Origin of the sequence: Paludibacterium sp. (assembly GCF_019232825.1) — a bacterium.
Taxonomy (GTDB): Bacteria; Pseudomonadota; Gammaproteobacteria; order Burkholderiales; family Chromobacteriaceae; genus Paludibacterium.
Genome location: NZ_JAFAND010000058.1, coordinates 19592 through 40953 on the forward strand (window position 1 = coordinate 19592; position 21362 = coordinate 40953).

The 21362-nt window shown below is 63.2% G+C and carries 18 protein-coding genes; 8 read left to right on the plus strand and 10 right to left on the minus strand.

Annotation, left to right across the window (positions count from 1 at the left end; translation table 11 throughout):
* Positions 1–71: 71 nt before the first annotated feature.
* The 7 genes from lepB to rpoE form a co-directional block, all read right to left on the minus strand.
* Positions 72–1043: a signal peptidase I gene (lepB, locus tag JOZ06_RS07295; protein WP_293230670.1), complete on the minus strand. Its 972-nt coding sequence runs from the start codon at positions 1041–1043 to the stop codon at positions 72–74.
* Positions 1044–2837: a translation elongation factor 4 gene (lepA, locus tag JOZ06_RS07300; protein WP_293230672.1), complete on the minus strand. Its 1794-nt coding sequence runs from the start codon at positions 2835–2837 to the stop codon at positions 1044–1046.
* 118 nt (positions 2838–2955) lie between these two features.
* Complete coding sequence (locus tag JOZ06_RS07305) at positions 2956–3195, minus strand: glutaredoxin family protein (protein ID WP_293230675.1); 240 nt, start codon at positions 3193–3195, stop codon at positions 2956–2958.
* Positions 3192–4598, minus strand: a complete 1407-nt coding sequence (locus tag JOZ06_RS07310) for a DegQ family serine endoprotease (protein WP_293230677.1) — start codon at positions 4596–4598, stop codon at positions 3192–3194. Before JOZ06_RS07310 ends, JOZ06_RS07305 begins: the two co-directional genes overlap by 4 nt.
* A gap of 73 nt (positions 4599–4671) precedes the next feature.
* A complete protein-coding gene (locus tag JOZ06_RS07315) occupies positions 4672–5649 on the minus strand; it encodes a MucB/RseB C-terminal domain-containing protein (RefSeq protein WP_293230680.1) in 978 nt (325 codons plus the stop codon).
* Entirely contained in the window at positions 5649–6128 is a 480-nt protein-coding gene (locus tag JOZ06_RS07320) for a sigma-E factor negative regulatory protein (protein WP_293230682.1), read from the minus strand. The genes JOZ06_RS07315 and JOZ06_RS07320 overlap by 1 nt, the downstream gene beginning before the upstream one ends.
* Positions 6129–6141: 13 nt before the next feature.
* Positions 6142–6741, minus strand: coding sequence for an RNA polymerase sigma factor RpoE (rpoE, locus tag JOZ06_RS07325; RefSeq protein WP_293230685.1), 600 nt, complete (start codon positions 6739–6741; stop codon positions 6142–6144).
* 264 nt (positions 6742–7005) lie between these two features.
* Between rpoE and prpB the strand changes: the two genes are divergently transcribed.
* The 6 genes from prpB to JOZ06_RS07355 all read left to right on the plus strand — a co-directional run bounded on the left by prpB (position 7006) and on the right by JOZ06_RS07355 (position 14082).
* Positions 7006–7887: a methylisocitrate lyase gene (gene prpB / locus JOZ06_RS07330; protein ID WP_293230687.1), complete on the plus strand. Its 882-nt coding sequence runs from the start codon at positions 7006–7008 to the stop codon at positions 7885–7887.
* 28 nt (positions 7888–7915) lie between these two features.
* Positions 7916–9064 carry a 2-methylcitrate synthase gene (gene prpC / locus JOZ06_RS07335; protein WP_293230689.1) on the plus strand — a complete coding sequence of 383 codons (1149 nt, stop codon included), beginning with the start codon at positions 7916–7918 and terminating at the stop codon, positions 9062–9064.
* 13 nt (positions 9065–9077) lie between these two features.
* Positions 9078–10529 carry a bifunctional 2-methylcitrate dehydratase/aconitate hydratase gene (locus tag JOZ06_RS07340; protein WP_293230691.1) on the plus strand — a complete coding sequence of 484 codons (1452 nt, stop codon included), beginning with the start codon at positions 9078–9080 and terminating at the stop codon, positions 10527–10529.
* A 149-nt stretch (positions 10530–10678) separates the two neighbouring features.
* The gene (locus tag JOZ06_RS07345) at positions 10679–12124 is read left to right on the plus strand and encodes a M12 family metallopeptidase (RefSeq protein WP_293230693.1); all 1446 of its coding nucleotides are present in this window, start codon (positions 10679–10681) and stop codon (positions 12122–12124) included.
* 84 nt (positions 12125–12208) lie between these two features.
* Complete coding sequence (gene dbpA / locus JOZ06_RS07350) at positions 12209–13588, plus strand: ATP-dependent RNA helicase DbpA (protein WP_293230695.1); 1380 nt, start codon at positions 12209–12211, stop codon at positions 13586–13588.
* A gap of 50 nt (positions 13589–13638) precedes the next feature.
* A complete protein-coding gene (locus JOZ06_RS07355) occupies positions 13639–14082 on the plus strand; it encodes a GNAT family N-acetyltransferase (RefSeq protein ID WP_293230698.1) in 444 nt (147 codons plus the stop codon).
* Positions 14083–14158: 76 nt separating this feature from the next.
* Here the strand turns inward: JOZ06_RS07355 and JOZ06_RS07360 are convergent, their stop codons facing one another.
* Positions 14159–14482, minus strand: a complete 324-nt coding sequence (locus JOZ06_RS07360) for a hypothetical protein (RefSeq protein ID WP_293230701.1) — start codon at positions 14480–14482, stop codon at positions 14159–14161.
* 3 nt (positions 14483–14485) lie between these two features.
* Positions 14486–17146, minus strand: coding sequence for a DNA translocase FtsK (locus tag JOZ06_RS07365; protein ID WP_293230704.1), 2661 nt, complete (start codon positions 17144–17146; stop codon positions 14486–14488).
* A 73-nt stretch (positions 17147–17219) separates the two neighbouring features.
* On the opposite strand from JOZ06_RS07365, the gene JOZ06_RS07370 reads away from it, so the two are divergent.
* Entirely contained in the window at positions 17220–17447 is a 228-nt protein-coding gene (locus JOZ06_RS07370) for a hypothetical protein (protein ID WP_293230707.1), read from the plus strand.
* A 256-nt stretch (positions 17448–17703) separates the two neighbouring features.
* Here JOZ06_RS07370 and acnB read toward each other — a convergent pair whose 3' ends face one another.
* Complete coding sequence (gene acnB, locus JOZ06_RS07375; protein WP_293230710.1) at positions 17704–20295, minus strand: bifunctional aconitate hydratase 2/2-methylisocitrate dehydratase; 2592 nt, start codon at positions 20293–20295, stop codon at positions 17704–17706.
* A gap of 182 nt (positions 20296–20477) precedes the next feature.
* On the opposite strand from acnB, the gene gcvA reads away from it, so the two are divergent.
* Positions 20478–21356 (plus strand): transcriptional regulator GcvA, encoded by an 879-nt coding sequence (gene gcvA, locus JOZ06_RS07380; protein WP_293230712.1) that lies wholly within the window; start codon positions 20478–20480, stop codon positions 21354–21356.
* The last annotated feature ends 6 nt before the right edge of the window (positions 21357–21362 follow it).

Genomic DNA, 21362 nt, shown 5'->3' on the forward strand with positions numbered 1-21362 from the left:
CGGAGTAAGTTGGGTGCCTGCATACGCCATGATAATACAGCGCGCGTAAAGCATGAAAAAATCGCGCCCGCTCAGCGGACGAGGCTACCGATACGGCTAGGCTGGGAGAAGTTCATCCAGATGAAGAACGCTTTGCCCACCACCAGACGATCGTCGACGAAGCCCCAGTAGCGGCCGTCCAAGCTATTGTCGCGGTTGTCGCCCATCATGAAATACCTGCCGGTCGGCACTTTGCAGACGAAGCCGTTATCGTCGTAGCGGCATTGATCCCGATCGGGGAAGTCCATCACCTGCGACGGCACCAGCGTCGGCGCGTCCGGGATATTCAGCACCTCGACCTTCTTGGCGCCAAGATGCTCCTGGTAACGGTCGTTGTGAATCATCGCCACGCCCTGCTCCAGGTAATCGTAAGTGCCATCCTTGACGTCGGCGACGGGCTGGCCATTGATCGTCAGGCGCTTGTTGCGATACTCGATCACATCGCCGGGCAGGCCGATCACCCGCTTGATGTAATTGATCTGGGGGTTCATCGGAAAGTTGAACACCATCACGTCGCCACGCTCGACCTGCCCCACCGGAATCAACACGTTATTGAGCACCGGCACGCGGATACCGTAGATGAACTTGTTGACCAGGATAAAGTCGCCGACCACAAGCCCCGGGCGCATCGAGCTCGACGGGATGGTGAACGGCTCGACCAAAAAGGAACGCAGCAGGAACACCACCAAGATCACCGGGAAAAAGCCCCGCGAATAATCGACGACCAGGCTCGCCTCGGCCTCGCGCTCGGCGCGCTTTTTCGCCAACAGCCACTTGTCGAGCGCGTAGACGGCGCCAGTGATCACCACAAACAGCAGCAGCACCGCGGTCAAGCTGATGTACTGGGATAGCACGCCGAAGACACCGATCACCACGAACAGCGCGCCCCACTGCACGGAAGGCGGAAAGTCCTTGGCGCCCGGCTGTTTCTTGCCGCCGAATACGGTCAGCATCAGCCCGATGATCGCCAGTGCCACGAAAACCCAAAAATAATTGCCCGACACTTATTTATCCCCTACTTGAAGAATGGCGAGGAATGCCGCCTGCGGAATTTCCACGTTGCCGACCTGCTTCATGCGCTTCTTGCCGGCCTTTTGCTTTTCCAACAGCTTTTTCTTACGGGTGATATCGCCGCCATAACATTTGGCCAGCACGTTCTTGCGCAGCGCCTTGACCGTTTCGCGCGCGATGATGTGGCTGCCGATGGCGGCCTGAATCGCGATATCGAACATCTGCCGCGGAATCAGTTCGCGCATCTTGGCGGCCAGCTCGCGGCCGCGGTAGATCGAGGTCGAACGGTGCACGATCAACGACAGCGCATCGACCTTTTCGCTATTGACCAGGATGTCCAGCTTGACGAGGTCGGCGGTCTGGAACTCCTTGAACTCGTAATCCAGCGAGGCATAGCCGCGGCTGGTCGACTTGAGCTTGTCGAAGAAGTCCATCACCACTTCATTCATCGGCATATCGTAGGTGAGCATCACCTGACGGCCCATATACTGCATATTGCGCTGTGCGCCGCGCTTCTGGTTGCACAGCGTCATCACCGAACCGACATAATCTTGCGGCACAAGGATGGTGGAAGTAATGATGGGCTCGCGAATTTCGTCGATTTTCGACAAATCGGGCAGGCGCGACGGGTTTTCCACTTCGATGAGCTCGCCGTCTTTCATCAGCACCTGATAGACCACGGTCGGCGCCGTGGTGATCAGATCCATGTCGAACTCGCGCTCCAACCGTTCCTGCACGATTTCCAGATGCAACAACCCCAGGAAGCCGCAGCGGAAGCCGAAGCCCAGCGCCTGCGACACTTCCGGCTCGAACTGCAGCGAGGCGTCGTTGAGCTGCAACTTCTCCAATGCGTCTCGCAGCGCGTCGTAATCGTGGCTTTCCACCGGATACAGACCGGCGAACACCTGAGGTTTCACTTCCTTGAAGCCCGGCAGCGCCGCGTTCGCCTTGCGCGCCGCCAGCGTGATGGTGTCGCCGACCTTGGCCGACTTCAGTTCCTTGATACCGGCAATGACGAACCCCACCTCACCGGCGGACAACTGGTCTCGCTGCACCGATTTGGGCGTAAATACGCCGACTTGCTCGCACAGATGCTCCGCGCCGGTAGCCATGAACTTGATCTTGTCCTTGGGCTGCAACGCGCCGTCGACGACGCGCACCAGCATGACCACCCCGACGTAGTTGTCGAACCACGAATCGATGATCAGCGCCTTCAGCGGCGCCGCCGGATCGCCTTTGGGCGCCGGAATCTTGTTGACCACCGTTTCCAGAATATCCTCGATACCGATGCCGGACTTGGCCGAAGCGCGCACCGCGTCGACCGCCTCGATGCCGATGATGTCCTCGATTTCCTGACTCACGCGTTCGGGCTCCGCCGAGGGCAAGTCGATCTTATTGAGCACCGGCACCACTTCCACCCCCAGGTCGATGGCGGTGTAGCAATTGGCCACGGTCTGCGCTTCCACGCCCTGCGACGCGTCGACCACCAAGAGCGCGCCCTCGCAGGCCGATAGCGAGCGGCTGACTTCATAGGAGAAGTCGACGTGTCCCGGGGTATCGATCAGGTTCAGGTGGTAGACCTGGCCATCGCGTGCTTTGTATTGCAAGGCCGCGGTTTGCGCCTTGATGGTGATGCCGCGCTCCTTCTCGATGTCCATCGAGTCGAGCACCTGCGCGCTCATTTCGCGCGCGTCCAACCCGCCGCAATATTGAATGAAGCGGTCGGCGAGCGTGGACTTGCCGTGGTCAATGTGGGCAATGATCGAGAAGTTGCGAATATGTTTCATCGGAATCCGGGAAAAATAAGAGCAGGTTCCGCCTGCCCTCGACAGCCAAAAACGGCACGCGGCCGGGACGAGCCCGGCCACTGAGGCGTGCCGCTAAATAATTACACTGGCGCGGATTTTAGCTGATTTCCCGCAGATGTGCAGCCAAACGCTCGGTGTCGAGGTGGTAATGACAGATTTCGGTCTCGCCCATCATCAACACCGGCACCAGTTCATCGAAGCGTTCGGTCAGCGCCGGATCGTCGTCGACGTCGCGGATTTCCAGCTCGAAACCATAGCGCTCTCGCCACGGCGCGAGTTCGGCCAGCATGCGGTGGCACAAGCTGCAGTATTCGCGGAAATAAAGGGTCAGCGTCATTCGCCGCGCTCCAGCGCGATGGCGATAAACATCAGATTGCCCTGCCGCATCACCTGCAGCGCCAGACTGCCCTTGCCGCCTTGGATGGCGGACTCCAGCTGTTTCACCGACGTCAGCGGTTCGCCGGCGATGCCGACGATCACGTCGCCCGGGGCCAGCCCGGCGCGCGCGCTGCCGGCGCTGACCGCGCGCACCAGCACGCCGAAGGTGATACCCAGCTGCTGCCGCTGCTGCGGCGTGAGCGGACTCACCACCAAGCCGATTTGGCTGAGGTTACGATCGGTGCTGCTCGGGGGCGACGAAGGGTCGGACGATTCGCTGTCGGCCGGCGTTTCCTTGAACTCGTCGCTTACCAGCGCCACTTGATGCGATGCCTTGTCGCGCCATATCTGCAGATTGAATCGCGTCCCCGGCTTGGCCATGCCGATCACGCGTTGCAGGTCGCCGCTATTGCCCACCGGCTGCTGGTTGACCGCGGTGATGATGTCGCCCACGCGCAGACCGCCGCGCGCCGCCGGGCCCTTGGGGTCAACCTGCACCACCAGCACGCCGTCAGGACGGGCGAGACCGAAGGAATCCGCCAGTTCCTTGGTAAGCGGCTGCAAGGTCACACCGATACGGCCGCGCGCGACCTTGCCATGCGCCTTCAACTGATCGGCCACTTCCAACGCCACATCGATCGGGATCGCGAGCGAGATACCCATGAAACCACCGGAGCGGCTGAGGATCTGCGAGTTGATCCCCACCACTTCGCCATTCATATTGAACAGCGGGCCGCCGGAATTACCGGGGTTGACCGCCGCGTCGGTTTGAATGAACGGCACGTAGCTATCATCGGGCAATTGACGCCCCAGCGCCGACACGATCCCCGACGTCACGCTATTGTCGAGGCCGAAAGGCGAGCCGATGGCCAGCACCCATTGTCCGACCTGCAGGCTAGACGACTTGCCGAGCTTGACCAACGGCAAGTTGGCGCCCTCGATTTTCAACAACGCCACGTCGGTGCGTTCGTCGGAGCCGATGAGGCGCGCCTTGAATTCCCGCTTATCAGTCAGCGTCACGGTAATCTTTTCCGCCTTGGCCACAACGTGCGCATTGGTCAACACATAACCGTCGGCGGAAATGATAAAGCCGGAACCCAGCGACCCGACCTCGCGCTCGCGCATTTGCGGCGGCGCGAAGCGGCGGAAAAATTCGAAGAAAGGGTCGTTGCCGAAAGCATCCGGCAAGCCGTTGGCCGCCTGACGTTCGATGCGCGACGTGCTGACGTTGACCACGGCCGGCCCCTCGGCCGCGACGATACGGGTAAAGTCCGGCAGGCCGGTCACGTCAGCCGCCGACGAGACGCCACAGAAGAATGAGGTTGCCAACGCGGCAATGGCCATCCAACGCTTCAATGACATGCTTTCCCTCCAACACGGAAAAACGAACTCACAATAAGGGCGCGCCATTGGCGCGCCCAGCCTCAAACGGACATCAAGGACGGGGAACGATGTGCAGACCGCGCACCAGCGCGGCGAGCGTCGGCTCCGGCATATCCCCCACCAGCGTCAGCATCTGATCGCCCTGGCTGTTGGTCGCCATATTGATGGCGCCATGCAGGTTCACGCTCTGCACCCGGCGCAGCGCCGAGGGCATGTCCTGCGGGATCGGCTCGACGAACAGCGACAGCATCACCAGTCCATCGGAGTACACCATGTGGCGCACGAGTTGGGTGCTATTGCCGCCCGGCAGGGTCCGTTGTATCGAACGAATCATTTTGAACCCCGACGGCAGACCGGCGACGTCGGTATGGCTGGCGGCCCCGTCGGCGGACTGCGGCGGTTGCGCGGGTCCGCGCAATTGATTGCTCAGCTTGTATTGCGGCTTAAGCTGACTTTTGTCGCGCGATGGCGTCAGGTCGATTTGGGTAAAGGTGTATTGCTCGATGACGTCGCCGTTGCGCGGCGAGAGCGTCATCATCTTCAACGGCAACGAGGTGGATTGATCCGCGCAAATCCGTTCGGTGTAGCGTTGCTGATCGCGGGCGCGTACCTCGATCCAGTTGCAGTCCCGCTGCGCGACCCGGTCCGGGCCGAGCTTGCGCAGGGTATACGACTGGGAGATATCCGCCACATCATCGGACATCAACGCCGGAAATAAGCGCATGGCGCTGATCTTGGCCGCCAAAAGCGAACGCTTGTCCGGCGCGAAACAGGTCAGCGCCTCGCCGTTGCGCACGATTTCCCGCGGCGGGCCATCGAGCGCCACGCGGCGCTCCTGCACCGACCCGGGGCCGCCAAGACGCACGATATGGAAGGTTTCCAGCGTGTCTTTCATTTGATGCAGATAGGTACCGCTCATCGGCTGCTGGCGTCCCGCATCCGTCACCCGTTGAAACAACGACCAGTCGTCGTCGGCCAACGCCGCCAACGGCAAAGCCAACAGAGTCAATCCCAGCGCAATCTTCCTCATCAGTGCGCAGCCCTCCGGCTGTACGACACTTGCACCAGGCCTTGATCCGCCGTCAGCTCCTGATGCGCCAGAAAATAGGCATCGGCGTTGCTGCTGGAGACCGGCAACAGCGCCACCTGCTGCTGAGCCTGGGCATTGACCGCCACCGCGGTATGCGCAGGACGCGCCAGCTGCTGCCAAGCCACGACGGCGGCGAAGCTCACACTGGCGGCCAAGGCCGCGGCGCCCGCCATGCGCACGCGCTGGGCGCCATGCCAGCGGCGCGGCGCCAGCACGGTGGGCTCCTCCTTGAGCCGCGCCGATACGCGGCCGCGCACGTCGATGCTGACGTGCGCGTTGGCGCGCATGGCATCGCCGATCAAGTGGTAGTCATTCCAGGCCTGCTTCAGGGAGGCGTCAGCCTCGATGGCGGTCATCACTTGCGCGGCGGCGTTTTCGCCAAGCTCGCTGTCCATCAGTTCGGAAATGCTCTGTCTCATCTCTACCACCTCTCTACCACCTTTTGTTTTTGGCCGTATCCAGCAGCGGCCGCAACTCGGTCGCGATCGCCTCGCGCGCACGGAAAATCCGCGAACGTACTGTGCCAATCGGACAGTCCATCACCTTTGCGATTTCGTCGTAAGACAACCCGTCCATTTCTCGCAAGGAAATGGCCGTCCGCAATTCTTCGGGCAGACGCTCCACCGCCGCGTTCACGGTGGCGATAATCTGCTTGTTCATCAACGCCGATTCGGGCGTGTTCAGGTCCGGCAACTGCGCGGCCAGGTCGAAGCTCTCGCCGTCTTCATCCTCGAAGTCGGCGTGCACAACCGGGCGGCGAGCGCTGGCGCTGAGAAAATTCTTAGCCGTATTGATGCCGATGCGATAAAGCCAAGTGTAGAACGCGCTCTCCCCGCGGAAGGCGGGCAGCGAACGGTACGCCTTGACAAAGGCCTCCTGGGTCACGTCCTCGATGTCGGCGCTATCGCGTAGAAAGCGTGACAAGAGACGGGCCAGGCGCCGTTGATATTTCGCAACCAGCAGATCAAAGGCTCTTTTTTCCCCTTTTTGAGCACGTGCCACCAGCTGTTGATCGATATCACGATCACTCATTCGTTTTTAATGCTCCCTGAATAGCCCACGGGATTTTCTTTCTAAATTTGCGTAGCGGGCTGTAGCTAGACCACTACGCCTGTTGGGAAGTTCCCAGAGTCGGGAAGGGAAAGTGAGAACCTTAGCAGAGCCGCTCACAAAGGTGAATGGCGCATGGCGTTGCTTCTCATTATACCAAGCACTTGCTAGAATGACATTTGACTGAGATGATCGATTAAATCAACGGTCCCCCTTCCCTCAATTTCTTACGTCATGGAGCCGCGCATGAGCACCCCTGGATTACGTTTCCGCCAAGCCATTGAAGAGGAGCGTCCGCTGCAAGTCGTCGGCGCCGTCAACGCCTACGCCGCGCTCCTGGCCGAACACAGCGGCTTCAAGGCGCTGTATCTGTCCGGCGGCGGCGTGGCCGCCTGCTCCTGCGGCATCCCCGATCTCGGCATCACCACGCTGGAAGACGTGCTCATCGACGTGCGGCGCATCACCGATGCGAGTCCGCTGCCGCTCTTGGTCGACATCGACACCGGCTGGGGCGGCGCCTTCAATATCGCCCGCGCGGTCAAAAGCCTGGAAAAAGCCGGCGCGGCAGCCGTGCACATCGAGGACCAGGTGCAGCAAAAGCGCTGCGGCCATCGCCCCAACAAAGCCATCGTCAGCCAGGACGAAATGGTCGACCGCGTCCGCGCCGCCGTGGACGCACGCCAAAACAACGATTTCGTGATCATGGCGCGCACCGACGCGCTGGCGGTCGAGGGCCTCGATGCAGCCCTGGCGCGCGCCGTCGCCTGCGTCGAGGCCGGCGCCGACATGATCTTCCCGGAAGCGATGACCGATCTGGCCATGTACCGCCGCTTCGCCGAGGCGACCGGCGTGCCGATCCTGGCCAATATTACTGAATTCGGCGCCACCGATCTTTATGACACGGCGACATTGCGCGATGCCGGCGTGGGCTTGGTCCTCTACCCGCTGTCGGCTTTCCGCGCCATGAGCCAGGCGGCGCTCAACGTCTATCAAACCATCCGCCGCGACGGCAGCCAGCGCGACGTGCTCGCGACGATGCAAACCCGCGCGGAGCTATACCAACATCTGGGTTATCACGACTACGAACAAAAACTGGACGCGCTGTTCGCGCAAAGCCAGGGCCAATAAACAGACGCCTGCACTGAAGGAGAAATCGATGCAAGAAGCCGTACTGGCTGGAAAACCGAAAAAATCCGTCGCGCTCTCGGGCGTCGCCGCCGGCAACACCGCTCTGTGCACGGTAGGCCGCAGCGGCAACGACCTGCACTATCGCGGTTACGATATTCTGGATCTCGCCGGGCAGAGCGAGTTCGAGGAAGTGGCTTATCTGCTGGTGCACGGCAGCCTGCCCGACCGCGTCGCGCTTGCCGCCTACAAGACCCGTCTGCAAAGACTGCGCGGGCTGCCCGCCGCCGTGCGCGGCGTCCTGGAGGGCCTGCCCGCCGCGACCCACCCGATGGACGTGATGCGCACCGCCGTTTCGGCGCTGGGGTGCATGCTGCCGGAAAAGGACGATCATGGCGAAGCCGGCGCGCGCGACATCGCCGACCGCCTGCTGGCGAGCCTCGGCTCGATGCTGCTCTACTGGTATCACTTTAGCCACAGCGGCCGCCGCATCGACACCGAAACCGACGACGACACCATCGGCGGCCATTTTCTGCACTTGCTGCACGGCAAGACGCCGGCGACGGAACACGTCCGCGCCATGCACACCTCGCTCAATCTATATGCCGAGCACGAATTCAACGCCTCGACCTTTACCGCGCGCGTCATCGCCGGCACAGGCTCCGACATGTACTCGGCCATCGCCGGCGCCATCGGCGCCTTGCGCGGCCCCAAACACGGCGGCGCCAACGAAGTGGCCTACGAAATCCAAAGCCGCTACGCCGACGCGACCCAAGCGGAGGCCGACATTCTGCAGCGCCTCGCCGCCAAGGAGGTGATCATCGGCTTCGGCCATCCGGTCTACACCGAGTCGGACCCGCGCAATCAGGTGATCAAGCGCGTGGCGCGCGACCTATCCGAGCAAAGCGGCAATATGCGCCTCTTCGACATCGCCGAACGCATCGAGACGGTGATGTGGTCGGCCCGGCACATGTTCCCCAATCTCGACTGGTTCTCGGCCGTCAGCTACCACCAGATGGGCGTGCCCACCGCGCTGTTCACGCCGCTGTTCGTCATCGCCCGCACCAGCGGCTGGAGCGCGCACGTCATCGAACAGCGCCAGGACGGCAAGATCATCCGCCCGTCCGCCAACTACATCGGGCCGGAGGAGCAAACCTTCGTTCCGCTCAAGGATCGCTAGCCAAGGAAACCCCATGTCCGCACACATCTCCAACACCCGCCCCGAGCACGATCAGGTGCTCAAGGATATCGCCCACTACGTGGCCAATGTCGCCATCGACTCCGCCGACGCCTGGAACACGGCGCGACTATGCCTGATGGACACGCTGGGCTGCGGTCTGGAAGCGTTGTCGTACCCCGCCTGCACCAAGCTGATGGGGCCGATCGTGCCCGGCACCGTGGTGCCGAACGGCGCGCGCGTCCCAGGCACCTCGTTCCAGCTCGACCCGGTGCAAGCCGCGTTCAACATCGGCGCCATGATCCGCTGGCTCGACTTCAACGACACCTGGCTCGCCGCCGAATGGGGCCACCCCTCCGACAATCTGGGCGGCATCCTGGCGACCGCCGACTGGATCAGCCGCGAGCGCCTCGCCCGCGGCGATGCGCCTTTGACCATGAGGGACGTGTTGGAAGCCATGATCAAAGCGCACGAGATCCAAGGCTGCCTGGCGCTGGAAAATGCCTTCAACAAGGTCGGTCTGGATCATGTGGTGCTGGTCAAGGCCGCCTCCGCCGCCGTATGCGCCAAACTGATGGGCGCGACCGAACGCGAAATCGCCGACGCGGTGTCGCAAGCCTTCGTCGATGGACAGAGCCTGCGCACCTACCGTCACGCGCCCAACACCGGTTCGCGCAAATCGTGGGCCGCCGGCGACGCCACCAGCCGCGCGGTACGCTTGGCGCTGTTCACGCTCAAAGGCGAGATGGGGGTGCCCGGCGTGCTGACCGCGCCGGTATGGGGCTTCTACGACGTGCTGTTCAAGGGCAAACCGTTTGCCTTCCAGCGCCCTTACGGCAGCTATGTGATGGAAAAAGTGTTGTTCAAGATCTCCTACCCGGCCGAATTCCACAGTCAAACCGCCGTTGAATGCGCGATGAGCCTCAATAAGCAGCTGCGCGAAATGGGCAAGACCGCCGCGGACATCCGCAAGGTCACCATCCGCACCCACGAGGCCTGCATCCGCATCATCGACAAACAGGGACCGCTGGCCAACCCGGCAGACCGTGACCACTGCATTCAGTACATGGTGGCGGTACCGCTGTTGTTCGGCCGGCTGACCGCCGCCGACTACGAAAACGACGTGGCCGCCGACGCGCGCATCGACCCGCTGCGCGCCAAGATCGTCTGCGTCGAGGATCCGCAATTCACCCGCGACTACCATGATCCGGACAAGCGCAGCATCGCCAATGCCCTCACCGTCGAACTCGACGACGGCAGCGTGCTGCCCGAGGTGGTCTGCGAATATCCGATCGGCCATCAGCGCCGGCGCGGTGACGGCATTCCGCTGCTGGAAGCCAAGTTCCGCGTCAATCTGGCCCGCCGCTTCCCGGAAAAGCAGCAACAGGCGATTTTCGATCTATGCAGCGACCCGGCAAGGCTTTTGGCCACCCCGGTGAATCGCTTCACCGACCTTTGGGTTATCTAAGCACCACGCCTGGGCCCGCTGACGGGCAAAACGGAACCTGCCGGAGGCCTGCGCCGCCGGCGGGATTTTCTCCTGGATAAACCGGTTAAAACACATGGCCGCGCGGCGTTATTCGCCTCGCGGCCATTGCCAACCATCCAGGAGAAACCATGTTCAGACCCTTGCCGTTTTTCGTCGCGGCCGCCCTTCCCTTCGCGGCGGCCGTGCCGGTGCTTGCCTGCCAACAAACCGCCAGCGCCAAGATCGCCGGCACCGAACGCGTTTTGCGCTACTGCGTGATCGATGGCATGGCCGTGCTTGGCGACATGCAGCTCGGCGAACACGCCATGATTCAATGGCAGGGCTTCATCCGCATGCCGGTCACGGATTGGCGGCGCGCACAGGCGGATCAGCGGCGCAATGCCTCGGAACCCGGTGGGCGGCGCGGCAAGCGCCACATCGGCGCGAACGCCGTCGCCGGCTATGGCGCCAGCACTTGGCCGCGCAACACGCTGATGTTCGCCTTTGCGCCCTCGGCGACGGCGCGCACGCAAGCCGCGATCCGCGAAGCCATGCGGGACATCGAGCAGGACACCCATGTGCGCTTCAAGGAGCGCGATAAGGAAACGGACTATGTCGTCATCGAGACCCGCCCCGTCGATCCCAAGCGTCCCACCTTGTGCGGCGAGGCCACCGTCGGCCGGCTGGGCGGGCCGCAGACGCTATTTTTGGTGCAACGTCCGCCAAGTCAGCGAACATGCGAAACGCCCGGCGTGGCGCGCCACGAGCTACAACATGCGCTGGGATTCTTCCACGAGGATATCGACCGTGGACACCTCGGCCTGACGCGGCGGGAAATCGCCGCGATCAATGCCTACTACCCCGCCGGCGAAGCGTCCGGCCGCCGCATGCCGCGCCCGGAAACCGCCTGGAACGTGCCGCAGCTTGTCATCGACCAAGGCGGCCTCGGCCAAGCGCAACTTCGCCTCGGCCACCCGGCGCTCACATCCGACAAGATGGTCTGGCGCGACGAATATGGCAACGCCTTGCCATTTCGCACCATCATCGACCGCACCAACCGGCATCACTATACCTTGACGGTCAAACCGGGCAGCTTTCATGGGGTCGCCAAACTGTCGCTGACACTTGCCGACGCCGATGGACAAGCCGTTCAGGCGCCAGCCCTAACGCTCAGGGTCGCCCCCCGGCGCCAAACCAGCGCTCATCCGGCATCGCAGCCAGAGCGGCAGCTGGTGTCGCGCTATGGCGGTAACCGCTGCCTGCAGGCGCCGCCGGCACTCAGTGCCGACACCCGCCTCAAGGCCGCGTTTTGCCGGCCGGGCGAACCATTGCAGCAGTGGCGCGCGCTGCCGGCAGGCCTGATCGAAAGCACGGCGCACGCGGGGCATTGCCTAACGCCGTCTCCGCACAACGCCGGCGCCACCCTGTCGCCGTGCCAGCCGAATACGGCCGGACAGCACTGGCGGCTCGGCGGGAACGGCAACCTGATCAGCGGCGGGCCGGGCCAGCCGCATCTCTCGATCGATGGCGGCCTTGGCGTTCAGGCGCTTGCGCCGGTGCGCAACGCCACCTGGCAGCGCTGGGATTGGCGTTAGCGGCGGCTTGCCAACGCGCGCGGGGCGCATGGCGGCGGCCGGACGTGCTACACTGTGCGCCTTTTACCCAGAAGCTAAGTGCCTGTGAATAAAACCGCTTTTTCCGCCCTCGCCCTGTCCGGCCCGATGCTCGCCAACCTGGAAAGCCTCGGCTATCAGTCGATGACGCCGATTCAGGCCGAGAGTCTGCCCGCCACGCTGGCCAACCGCGACCTGATCGCTCAGGCCAAGACCGGCAGCGGCAAAACCGCGGCCTTCGGCATCCCGCTGATGGAAAAGATCAACCCGCGCTGGTTCGCCATCCAGGGCCTGGTGCTCTGTCCGACGCGCGAACTGGCCGAACAGGTCGCCAAGGAACTGCGGCGGCTGGCGCGTCACATCGACAACATCAAAGTGCTCACGTTGTGCGGCGGCAGCCCCATGGGGCCGCAAATCGGCTCGCTGGAGCACGGCGCGCACGTCGTGGTCGGCACGCCGGGGCGGCTGCGCGATCACTTGGGCCGCGGCACGATCGACCTGTCGACCGTACACACGCTCGTGCTCGATGAAGCCGACCGCATGGTCGACATGGGTTTTTTCGAGGATATCGCCGGCATCGTCAGCGCCTGCCCGAAAAAGCGCCAGACCCTGCTGTTTTCCGCTACCTACCCGGATAACATCCGCAAATTGTCCGCGCCGTTCCTGCGCGCCCCGCTGGAAGTCAAAGTCGAGTCGCTGCATGCGGCAAGCCAAATCGAGCAGCGCTTCTACAAAATCGACGCCGGCGCACGCAACGACACCGTGGCCAAGGCATTGCTGCATTTCCGCCCGACCTCGACGCTGGCGTTCTGCAACACCAAGATTCACTGCAGGGAGCTGGCCGCCGCGCTGACCGATCAGGGCTTCGCCGCGCTGGCGCTTTATGGCGAACTGGAGCAGCGCGAGCGCGACGAGATCCTGCTGCGCTTCGTCAACCGCAGCGTCTCGGTGCTGGTGGCAACGGACGTGGCGGCGCGCGGGCTGGATATCCAAGCGCTCGACATGGTGATCAACGTCGACGTCGCGCGCGACGCCGAGGTGCATGTCCACCGCATCGGCCGGACCGGGCGCGGCGACCAGCAGGGTATCGCACTCACGCTCGCGGCCGCGGCGGATCAGCGCTGGGTCGACGAAATCGCGCGTTATCAGCAGGCGCCGGCGGTATGGCACGACAGCGCGACGTTGACGGCCAAAGGCGCGGGGCGGCTCACGCCGCCGATGGTGACCGTTTGCATCGCCGCCGGCAAAAAAGAAAAGCTGCGTCCGGGCGACATCCTCGGGGCGCTCACAGGCGATGGCGGGCTCGACGGACAGACGATCGGCAAAATCCAGATCGGGGAATTCACGAGCTATGTCGCACTACAGCGCGACGTTGCGGAGAAACACTTCAGCCGGTTGACCGCGTGCCCCATCAAGGGCAAGGCGCGCAAGATGCGTCTGATGTAACTTACGGCCGTTGCGGTATGCTACAAGCCTAAATAATATTTTTAGGTTTGATGATGGCCATCATTTTCGACACCCGCCCCGAACGGCTCGACCGCGATGCGATCTATCGTTATCTCAGCCAGGAATCCTACTGGGCGCGCGGCTTGCCGCGCGCCGTCTTCGACCGCTCGTTGGCAGGCTCGCTCTGCTTCGGCGGCTACGACGAAACCGGCGCGCTCGTGGCCTTTGCCCGCGTCATCACCGACCGCGCCACCTTCGGCTATCTGGCCGATGTATTCGTCTTGCCCGGCTGGCGTGGTCAAGGCATCAGCAAGGCGCTGATGCGCTACATTCTCGATTACCCGGAATTGCAAAATTTGCGCCGCTTCATGCTCGCCACTGCGGACGCCCACGGCCTGTACGCGGGTTATGGCTTCACCCCGCTGTCCAAACCGGAACGGCTGATGGAGCGGCTGGACCAAGACGTCTACCGGCGCATGACGGCCAGCGAATGAGCGTTTAGGGCCTGTCTGCAAACCTTAGTCATTCTAAGGCCAAGCCGCCCAACGACGCAGATGGCCGTTTACCAGGTCAGCCCTTCGGGGCCGGTATCAGCCGGCGCAGGAAGACCGCCATTTCCTTCTGCGCCTGAATATCGCCGTGCGCCGCCGCGACGGCGATACCCTGGCGGTAGGCATCGGCCGCGGCGGCCGACTCGCCGGCGGCCGTCAACACCTTTCCCAGCAGTTTCCACGCGGCGGTGTAATCCGCCTGCCACGCCAGCGCCTGGCGCAGGTGACGTTCCGCCTCCGCCAGCCGTGCCGCCTTCACGCATTCGCCGGCAACGGCAAAGCGCAACAGCGCGTTATCACGCGGCCCGTCGACCATCTTCAACAATGCGTCGAGTTGCGGCATGGCTCAGCCTCCATTCGAACGATCCGGCACCAGCACGGTGCGATTGCCATTGCTTTCCATGCCGCTGACCAAACCCGCCGCTTCCATTTCCTCGATCAGCCGCGCCGCGCGGTTATAACCGATGCGCAAATGGCGCTGCACCGACGAAATCGACGCTTTCCGGGTACGCAGCACGATTTCCACCGCCTCGTCGTATAACGGGTCGGACTCGGCGGCGGCGCGCTCGCTACCGCCCGCCGCGTTTTCTTCCAACTCCGCCTCGCCGGTCAACAGTCCCTCGACGTAATCCGGCTCGCCGAACGACTTGAGCGTTTCCACCACCGCGTGCACCTCGTCGTCGGTAACGAACGCGCCGTGAATGCGCTGCGGATAACCGCTGCCCGGCGGCAGGTACAGCATGTCGCCCTGCCCCAGCAACGCCTCGGCGCCCATCTGATCCAGAATCGTGCGGCTATCGACCTTGCTCGACACTTGGAAAGCGATACGCGTCGGGATGTTCGCCTTGATCAGACCGGTGATCACATCCACCGACGGCCGCTGGGTCGCCAAGATCAGATGGATGCCGGCGGCGCGCGCCTTTTGCGCCAGACGGGCAATCAACTCCTCGATCTTCTTGCCGGCCACCATCATCAGGTCGGCGAATTCGTCGACCACCACCACGATGCACGGCAGCGTTTCCAACGGCTCTGGCGTCTCTGGCGTGAGCGTGAACGGATTGGTCAAAGGCATGCCGGCGGCGCGTGCCGCCCCCACCTTCTCGTTGAAACCCGCCAGGTTGCGCACGCCAAGCGCGCTCATCAAGCGGTAGCGCTTTTCCATCTCGCCGACACACCAGTTAAGCGCGTTTGCCGCAAGCTTCATATCGGTAACCACCGGCGCGAGCAGATGAGGAATGTCGTTATAGACCGACAACTCCAGCATCTTCGGGTCGATCATGATGAAGCGCACGTCCTGCGGCGTGAACTTGTAGAGCAGCGACAGAATCATGGCATTGACGCCGACCGACTTGCCCGAACCGGTGGTGCCGGCAACCAAGAGATGCGGCGCACGCGCCAAATCCATGACCACCGGCTCCCCGGTAATGTCTTTACCCAACGCCAGCGTCAACCGGACAGAGGAATCGGTGAAGGCGTCGGATGACACAATCTCTGACAGGCGGATCATCTGCCGTACGGGATTGGGCAGCTCCAGCCCCATGCACGTTTTGCCGGGGATCGTCTCCACCACCCGGATCGACGCCAGCCCCAAGGCGCGCGCCAGATCTTTGACCAGATTCACCACTTGGCTGCCGCGCACGCCGACTGCCGGCTCGACCTCGAAACGCGTGATCACCGGCCCCGCGTAAGCGTCCACCACACTGACCTTGACCTTGAACTCGGCCAATTTTTCTTCAATGACGATACCGCGCTCGATCAGCGCGTCCTCGTCCTCGCGCACCTGCTGCGCCTCCGCCGGCCGCAGCAAGGCAAGGCTCGGCAAATCGCTTGGCGACCAGTCGCGCAAGACGGATTGCGGTTTCGGCTGTGGTTGTGGCGCCGCCGCGGGCGGCGCGATGACCTCCGGTTCGGCGGCGAACGGCGGTGGCGCCTCGCGTACGATCTCGGGCCGCTCCTCGATCGACGTCCAGATCAGCTTGGCCGCCTCATCGGCGGTGAAGGGCGACCGCACGTCGGACGCCGTCGCCTCTTCCGACTCGCGTGGCATCGGCATCGCCGCAGCAGGCGCTACAGGCACGGATTGGGGTGCGCGCATGGCCGGCTGAATGTCGGGAATAACCGGCCGCGTAACGGGCTCCGGCGCAACGGAGAACGTCCGCGTCGACACGGCGGGATGGATTTCCAGGGCAGCCGGGCGAGGCGGCGCGGCGCGGGGGACGCTTGCCGGCGGCACGAACGCGTCCTCTGCCTCTGCCACCGGCGGCTCGGCACTGGGCGCAGGGACAAAACTCGCTGAGCGGCGAATATCGGCGGGTTGACGCAACAACGGCGAGACGGGCACGTTCTCGGCGACAGCCGGCGACGTGTCGCCGCCGGCGCGGCCACGGTCGCGCCAGCGCTGACCATGGATCTGCCGCAAACTCTCGCGCACTTCATCGGCGTCGATCACCGGCAGGATGCGCTCGGCGTTGAGCGCCTCGCCGCCATCGCGCCAGCGCGCGCCAATAGACGACAGGTTCTGCTCCACTTCGGCCGCCCCGATGACCGGCAGCACGCGTTCGCTGCCCGTGGTGTCGCCGCCGTCACGCAGACGCGAGCCTATCGACTGTAAATTCTGTTCCACTTCCGCCGGCCCGATTACCGGCAACGGGGCCGTCGGCGCCGGCTTCGCCACCGGCGTTCTGAGCCGGCCCATCACATTGCTGCGCAGCGTGCGCTGATCGAGCACCGGGAGATCGACCGGCACGGCATCAACCGGTGGGGACGCCGCGAGGACGGCATCGACCGGTTCGGCCCAACGCCCGACAGGCAGAGGCGCATCGACCACGGCCTTCGTATCGGGCTCGGCTTCCGGTTCGGCCCGAGACAACCACGCGTCCTCACCGCCGCGCGCGGGATCGGGATCCAGCCACCAGCCCACAGTCCGCCGCCACAGAGGCACCAGCCGCCCGGTCAAACCCAGCCACACCATTGCACCGATCACTACCGACAGAACAAGCCAAGACACACGAACACCCACGAATCGAAGAGAGAAAAAAACGGGCCACGCGAGCCCACCGCAGACCCATTCGGCTCAATAGATGCAAATTGTACCGTTTTTTCTTAATCAAGCGGGCGCCCCGCGCTGCGCAAGGCCTTTGCGGCGCAAACAAAAAGGAATCGTTTTCACTCAAACCCTGCCGACAAGCGTACCGCAAGTCAAATTACGCCTCGCCGATCACCTCACCGACAAGCACTTCTTCATCATCGGTAAGATTAAGCTTGAATCGCCGCCGCCCCCTACTCCCTGGGATAACAAGGCGATATAGTTTGAATGTAATCGATTACAAGCACACTCACCCACAGAAGGTAAACCAATGGCAACGATCCTCATCGCATCCGCAACCGATCCGCCATGACCGCGTATTCGAGGTCCTCCGCGTCAGGCATGGCAGGCTGAGGTCGCCATCAACCGCCATGACTCGTTCCCCCGCCCCTCCTCCCCATGTCCACCCCCGGCGGGGAACGAGCCAGGCGCAAACAAAGGCGGGGTTTCCCCCGCCTTCGTCATTACCGCCGTGCAGCTCAGACCTTGACCGATTCCGCCTCGTCAGCATAGCTGGAGAGTTGATCAAAGTTCATATAGCGATACACCTCCCCGGCCTTCTGATTGATGATGCCGATATTGGCGTGATATTCCTCCACCGTCGGGATGTGCCCCAGCTTGGAACAAATCGCCGCCAATTCGGCCGAGCCCAGGAAGACGTTGGCGTTTTTGCCGAGACGGTTGGGGAAATTCCGGGTCGAGGTCGACATGACGGTCGCCCCCTCGCGCACCTGCGCTTGGTTGCCCATGCACAGCGAGCACCCGGGCATTTCCATCCGGGCACCGGCACGGCCGAGAATGCCGTAGTAGCCCTCTTCCGTCAGCTGCTGCGCGTCCATTTTGGTCGGCGGCGCAACCCACAGCTTGACCGGAATGTCCACCTTGCCCTCCAGCAGCTTGCCGGCGGCGCGGAAGTGGCCGACATTGGTCATGCATGAGCCGATGAATACCTCGTCGATCTTGGTGCCCGCCACGTCGCTCATGACCTTCACGTCGTCCGGGTCGTTCGGGCAGGCCACGATCGGTTCCTTGACATCCGCCAAATCGATCTCGATGACCGCCGCATATTCGGCATCGGCGTCCGGCGCCAGCAACACGCCATGCGCGATCCAATCCTCCATCGCCTTGATGCGGCGCGCCAGCGTGCGTGCATCCTGATAACCGTTGGCGATCATCGATTTCATCAGCGTGATGTTGGACCGCAGATACTCGACGATCGGCGCCTTGTTCAACCGCACCGTGCAGCCGGCGGCCGAACGCTCGGCCGAGGCATCGGTCAATTCGAAGGCCTGTTCGATCTTCAAGTCGGGCAGACCTTCGATTTCCAGGATGCGACCGGAGAAAACGTTCTTCTTACCGGCCTTGGCCACTGTCAGCAGGCCTTGCTTGATCGCATACAACGGGATTGCGTTGACCAAATCGCGCAAGGTAACGCCAGGCTGCAACTGCCCCTTGAAGCGCACCAGCACCGACTCCGGCATGTCGAGCGGCATCACGCCGGTCGCGGCGGCAAACGCCACCAGACCGGAACCGGCCGGGAACGAAATACCGATCGGGAAACGGGTATGCGAGTCGCCGCCGGTGCCGACGGTATCCGGCAACAGCAAGCGGTTGAGCCAGCTGTGAATGATGCCGTCGCCCGGACGCAGCGATACGCCGCCGCGACTGGTGATGAACAGCGGCAACTCCTTGTGCATCTTGACGTCGACCGGCTTCGGATACGCGGCGGTATGACAGAACGACTGCATGACCATGTCGGCGGAGAAGCCCAGGCAAGCCAAGTCCTTCAGCTCGTCGCGCGTCATCGGCCCGGTGGTGTCTTGCGAGCCCACCGTGGTCATGCGCGGTTCGCAATACGTGCCCGGACGCACGCCACGTCCTTCCGGCAAGCCACAGGCGCGGCCGACCATCTTTTGCGCCAGCGTGAAGCCGCGGCCGCTATCGACCGGCGATTTGGGCAGGCGGAACACGGTCGAGGCCGCCAGGCCCAGCGCTTCGCGCGCCTTGGCGGTCAATCCGCGGCCGATGATCAGATTGATACGACCGCCGGCGCGCACCTCGTCCAGAATCACGTCGCTCTTGAGCTTGAATTCGGCAACGACGGCGCCGCTCTTCTCGATCTTGCCGTCGTAGGGATAGATATCGAGCACGTCGCCCATGTCCATCTTCGACACGTCGACCTCGATGGGCAGCGAGCCGGAATCCTCTTGCGTATTGAAGAAGATCGGCGCGATTTTGCCGCCGAGCGTCACGCCGCCGAAGCGCTTGTTCGGCACGAAGGGGATATCGTGGCCCGTAGCCCACACCACCGAGTTGGTGGCCGACTTGCGCGACGAGCCGGTGCCGACGACGTCGCCGACGTAAGCCACCAAGTGACCCTTCTTCTTCAAGTCTTCGATGAATTGGATCGGGCCGCGCTTGCCGTCTTCTTCCGGCACGAACGCCGCACCCTGGCGGGTATTCTTCAGCATCGCCAGATAGTGCAGCGGAATATCCGGCCGGCTCCAGGCATCCGGCGCAGGCGATAGATCGTCGGTATTGGTCTCGCCCGGCACCTTGAACACGGTCACGGTGATTTTCTTGGCCACCTCCGGCCGCGAGGTGAACCACTCGGCGTCGGCCCACGACTGGACCACGGCACGCGCCACGGCATTGCCCTGGTCCATCTTTTCCTTCACGTCATGAAAGGCGTCGAACATCAGCAAGGTCTTCTTCAACGCCTCGCCGGCCACCTGCGCCACCTCGGCATCGTCGAGCAAATCGACCAGCGGCTTGACGTTGTAGCCGCCGAGCATCGTTCCCAGGAGTTCCGTCGCGCGCGCGCGGGCAATCAACGGGCATTTGACGCTGCCTTCGGCCACCGCGGCCAGAAACGAGGCCTTGACGCGCGCGGCGTCGTCCACGCCGGGCGGCACGCGATGGGTAATGAGGTCGACCAGCGCGACTTCCTCGCCCTTGGGCGGATTTTTCAACAGCTCAACCAGTTCTTCGACCTGCTTGGCGGACAGCGGCAGGGGCGGAATGCCCAGCGCGGCGCGCTCGGCGACATGCTGACGGTAGGCTTCTAACATGACATGGACCTTCTTTGCTGGGTTGGCCGGCACGCTGGGCATCCGGCGGGATATCCGTTGTTTTGCATAAGGAGGGATTCTTCACCCCTTTTTATGCTTTTGTAGTGTTTTGAAGATTACGCCTTTCATGGCCGGCATTCAAACGAGTATTCGCCACATGGACTGTGAGATAAAATCACAATATGAACACCTATCCGCCGCTCAACGCATTGCGCGTATTCGAGGCCGCCGCTAGGCTGGAAAGCTTTTCCGCCGCGGCCGCCGAGCTGTTTGTCACCCATGGCGCTGTGAGCAAACAGATTAAGCAACTGGAAGAGTGGCTGGGCCAGCCGCTGTTCGAACGCAGCGGTGGGCGCGTACGCCTGACCGATGCCGGCTGGCGCTATCTCGTCCAAGTGCAGGACGGTCTCGATCTGATCGCCAACGCGACCGCGCAGTTACAGCAGCCGGACCGCCAGCGCCGATTGTCGATCAACGCCACGCCGACCTTTGCCAGTTATTGGCTGTTGCCGCGGTTGGCGGCGTTTCGCGAGCAATTCCCCGATCTTGAACTGCACCTGGTCACGTCCGATCGCGACATCCGCCGTCTGGACGCGCCATTCGACATCGCCATCCGGCGCGGCCCCGGCGACTGGCCAGGCCACATCGCCCGCCCGTTTCTCAAGGAATGGGAGCTACCGCTGGCCAGCCCGGCGCTGCTCACCCGCTTGCCGGTGCGCGCGCCGGGAGACCTGGCCGCGCACACGCTGCTGCATGCCGACACGCGTCCGACCGCCTGGCCGCGCTGGCTGACGCTCGCCGGCGTCGCCGAACTGAAACCGGCCGGCGCCATGCACTTCGACCGCTTCTCGTTGGCGCTGCAGGCCGCCTGCGACGGCCTGGGCGTCGTACTCGGCCCGCTCCCCATGGCGCGGCGGCTATTGGATCAGGGATTGCTGCTTGCCCCGCTGGCAACCCCCGTGGTCCCGGTGCGCGACTTCTGCTGGATCGTTCCGCGCGCCGGCAGCGACGACCCCACGGTCACGGCCTTCTGCCGCTGGCTGGAGGATATGGGGCAATAGCGCCGG

Coding starts and splice junctions, on each gene's coding strand:
- lepA (WP_293230672.1), bottom strand. CDS start 2,837: ATGAAACATATTCGCAACTTCTCGATCATTGCCCACATTGACCACGGC.
- JOZ06_RS07305 (WP_293230675.1), bottom strand. CDS start 3,195: ATGACGCTGACCCTTTATTTCCGCGAATACTGCAGCTTGTGCCACCGC.
- JOZ06_RS07310 (WP_293230677.1), bottom strand. CDS start 4,598: ATGTCATTGAAGCGTTGGATGGCCATTGCCGCGTTGGCAACCTCATTC.
- JOZ06_RS07315 (WP_293230680.1), bottom strand. CDS start 5,649: ATGAGGAAGATTGCGCTGGGATTGACTCTGTTGGCTTTGCCGTTGGCG.
- JOZ06_RS07320 (WP_293230682.1), bottom strand. CDS start 6,128: ATGAGACAGAGCATTTCCGAACTGATGGACAGCGAGCTTGGCGAAAAC.
- rpoE (WP_293230685.1), bottom strand. CDS start 6,741: ATGAGTGATCGTGATATCGATCAACAGCTGGTGGCACGTGCTCAAAAA.
- prpB (WP_293230687.1), top strand. CDS start 7,006: ATGAGCACCCCTGGATTACGTTTCCGCCAAGCCATTGAAGAGGAGCGT.
- prpC (WP_293230689.1), top strand. CDS start 7,916: ATGCAAGAAGCCGTACTGGCTGGAAAACCGAAAAAATCCGTCGCGCTC.
- JOZ06_RS07340 (WP_293230691.1), top strand. CDS start 9,078: ATGTCCGCACACATCTCCAACACCCGCCCCGAGCACGATCAGGTGCTC.
- JOZ06_RS07345 (WP_293230693.1), top strand. CDS start 10,679: ATGTTCAGACCCTTGCCGTTTTTCGTCGCGGCCGCCCTTCCCTTCGCG.
- JOZ06_RS07355 (WP_293230698.1), top strand. CDS start 13,639: ATGATGGCCATCATTTTCGACACCCGCCCCGAACGGCTCGACCGCGAT.
- JOZ06_RS07360 (WP_293230701.1), bottom strand. CDS start 14,482: ATGCCGCAACTCGACGCATTGTTGAAGATGGTCGACGGGCCGCGTGAT.
- JOZ06_RS07370 (WP_293230707.1), top strand. CDS start 17,220: ATGCAAATTGTACCGTTTTTTCTTAATCAAGCGGGCGCCCCGCGCTGC.
- acnB (WP_293230710.1), bottom strand. CDS start 20,295: ATGTTAGAAGCCTACCGTCAGCATGTCGCCGAGCGCGCCGCGCTGGGC.
- gcvA (WP_293230712.1), top strand. CDS start 20,478: ATGAACACCTATCCGCCGCTCAACGCATTGCGCGTATTCGAGGCCGCC.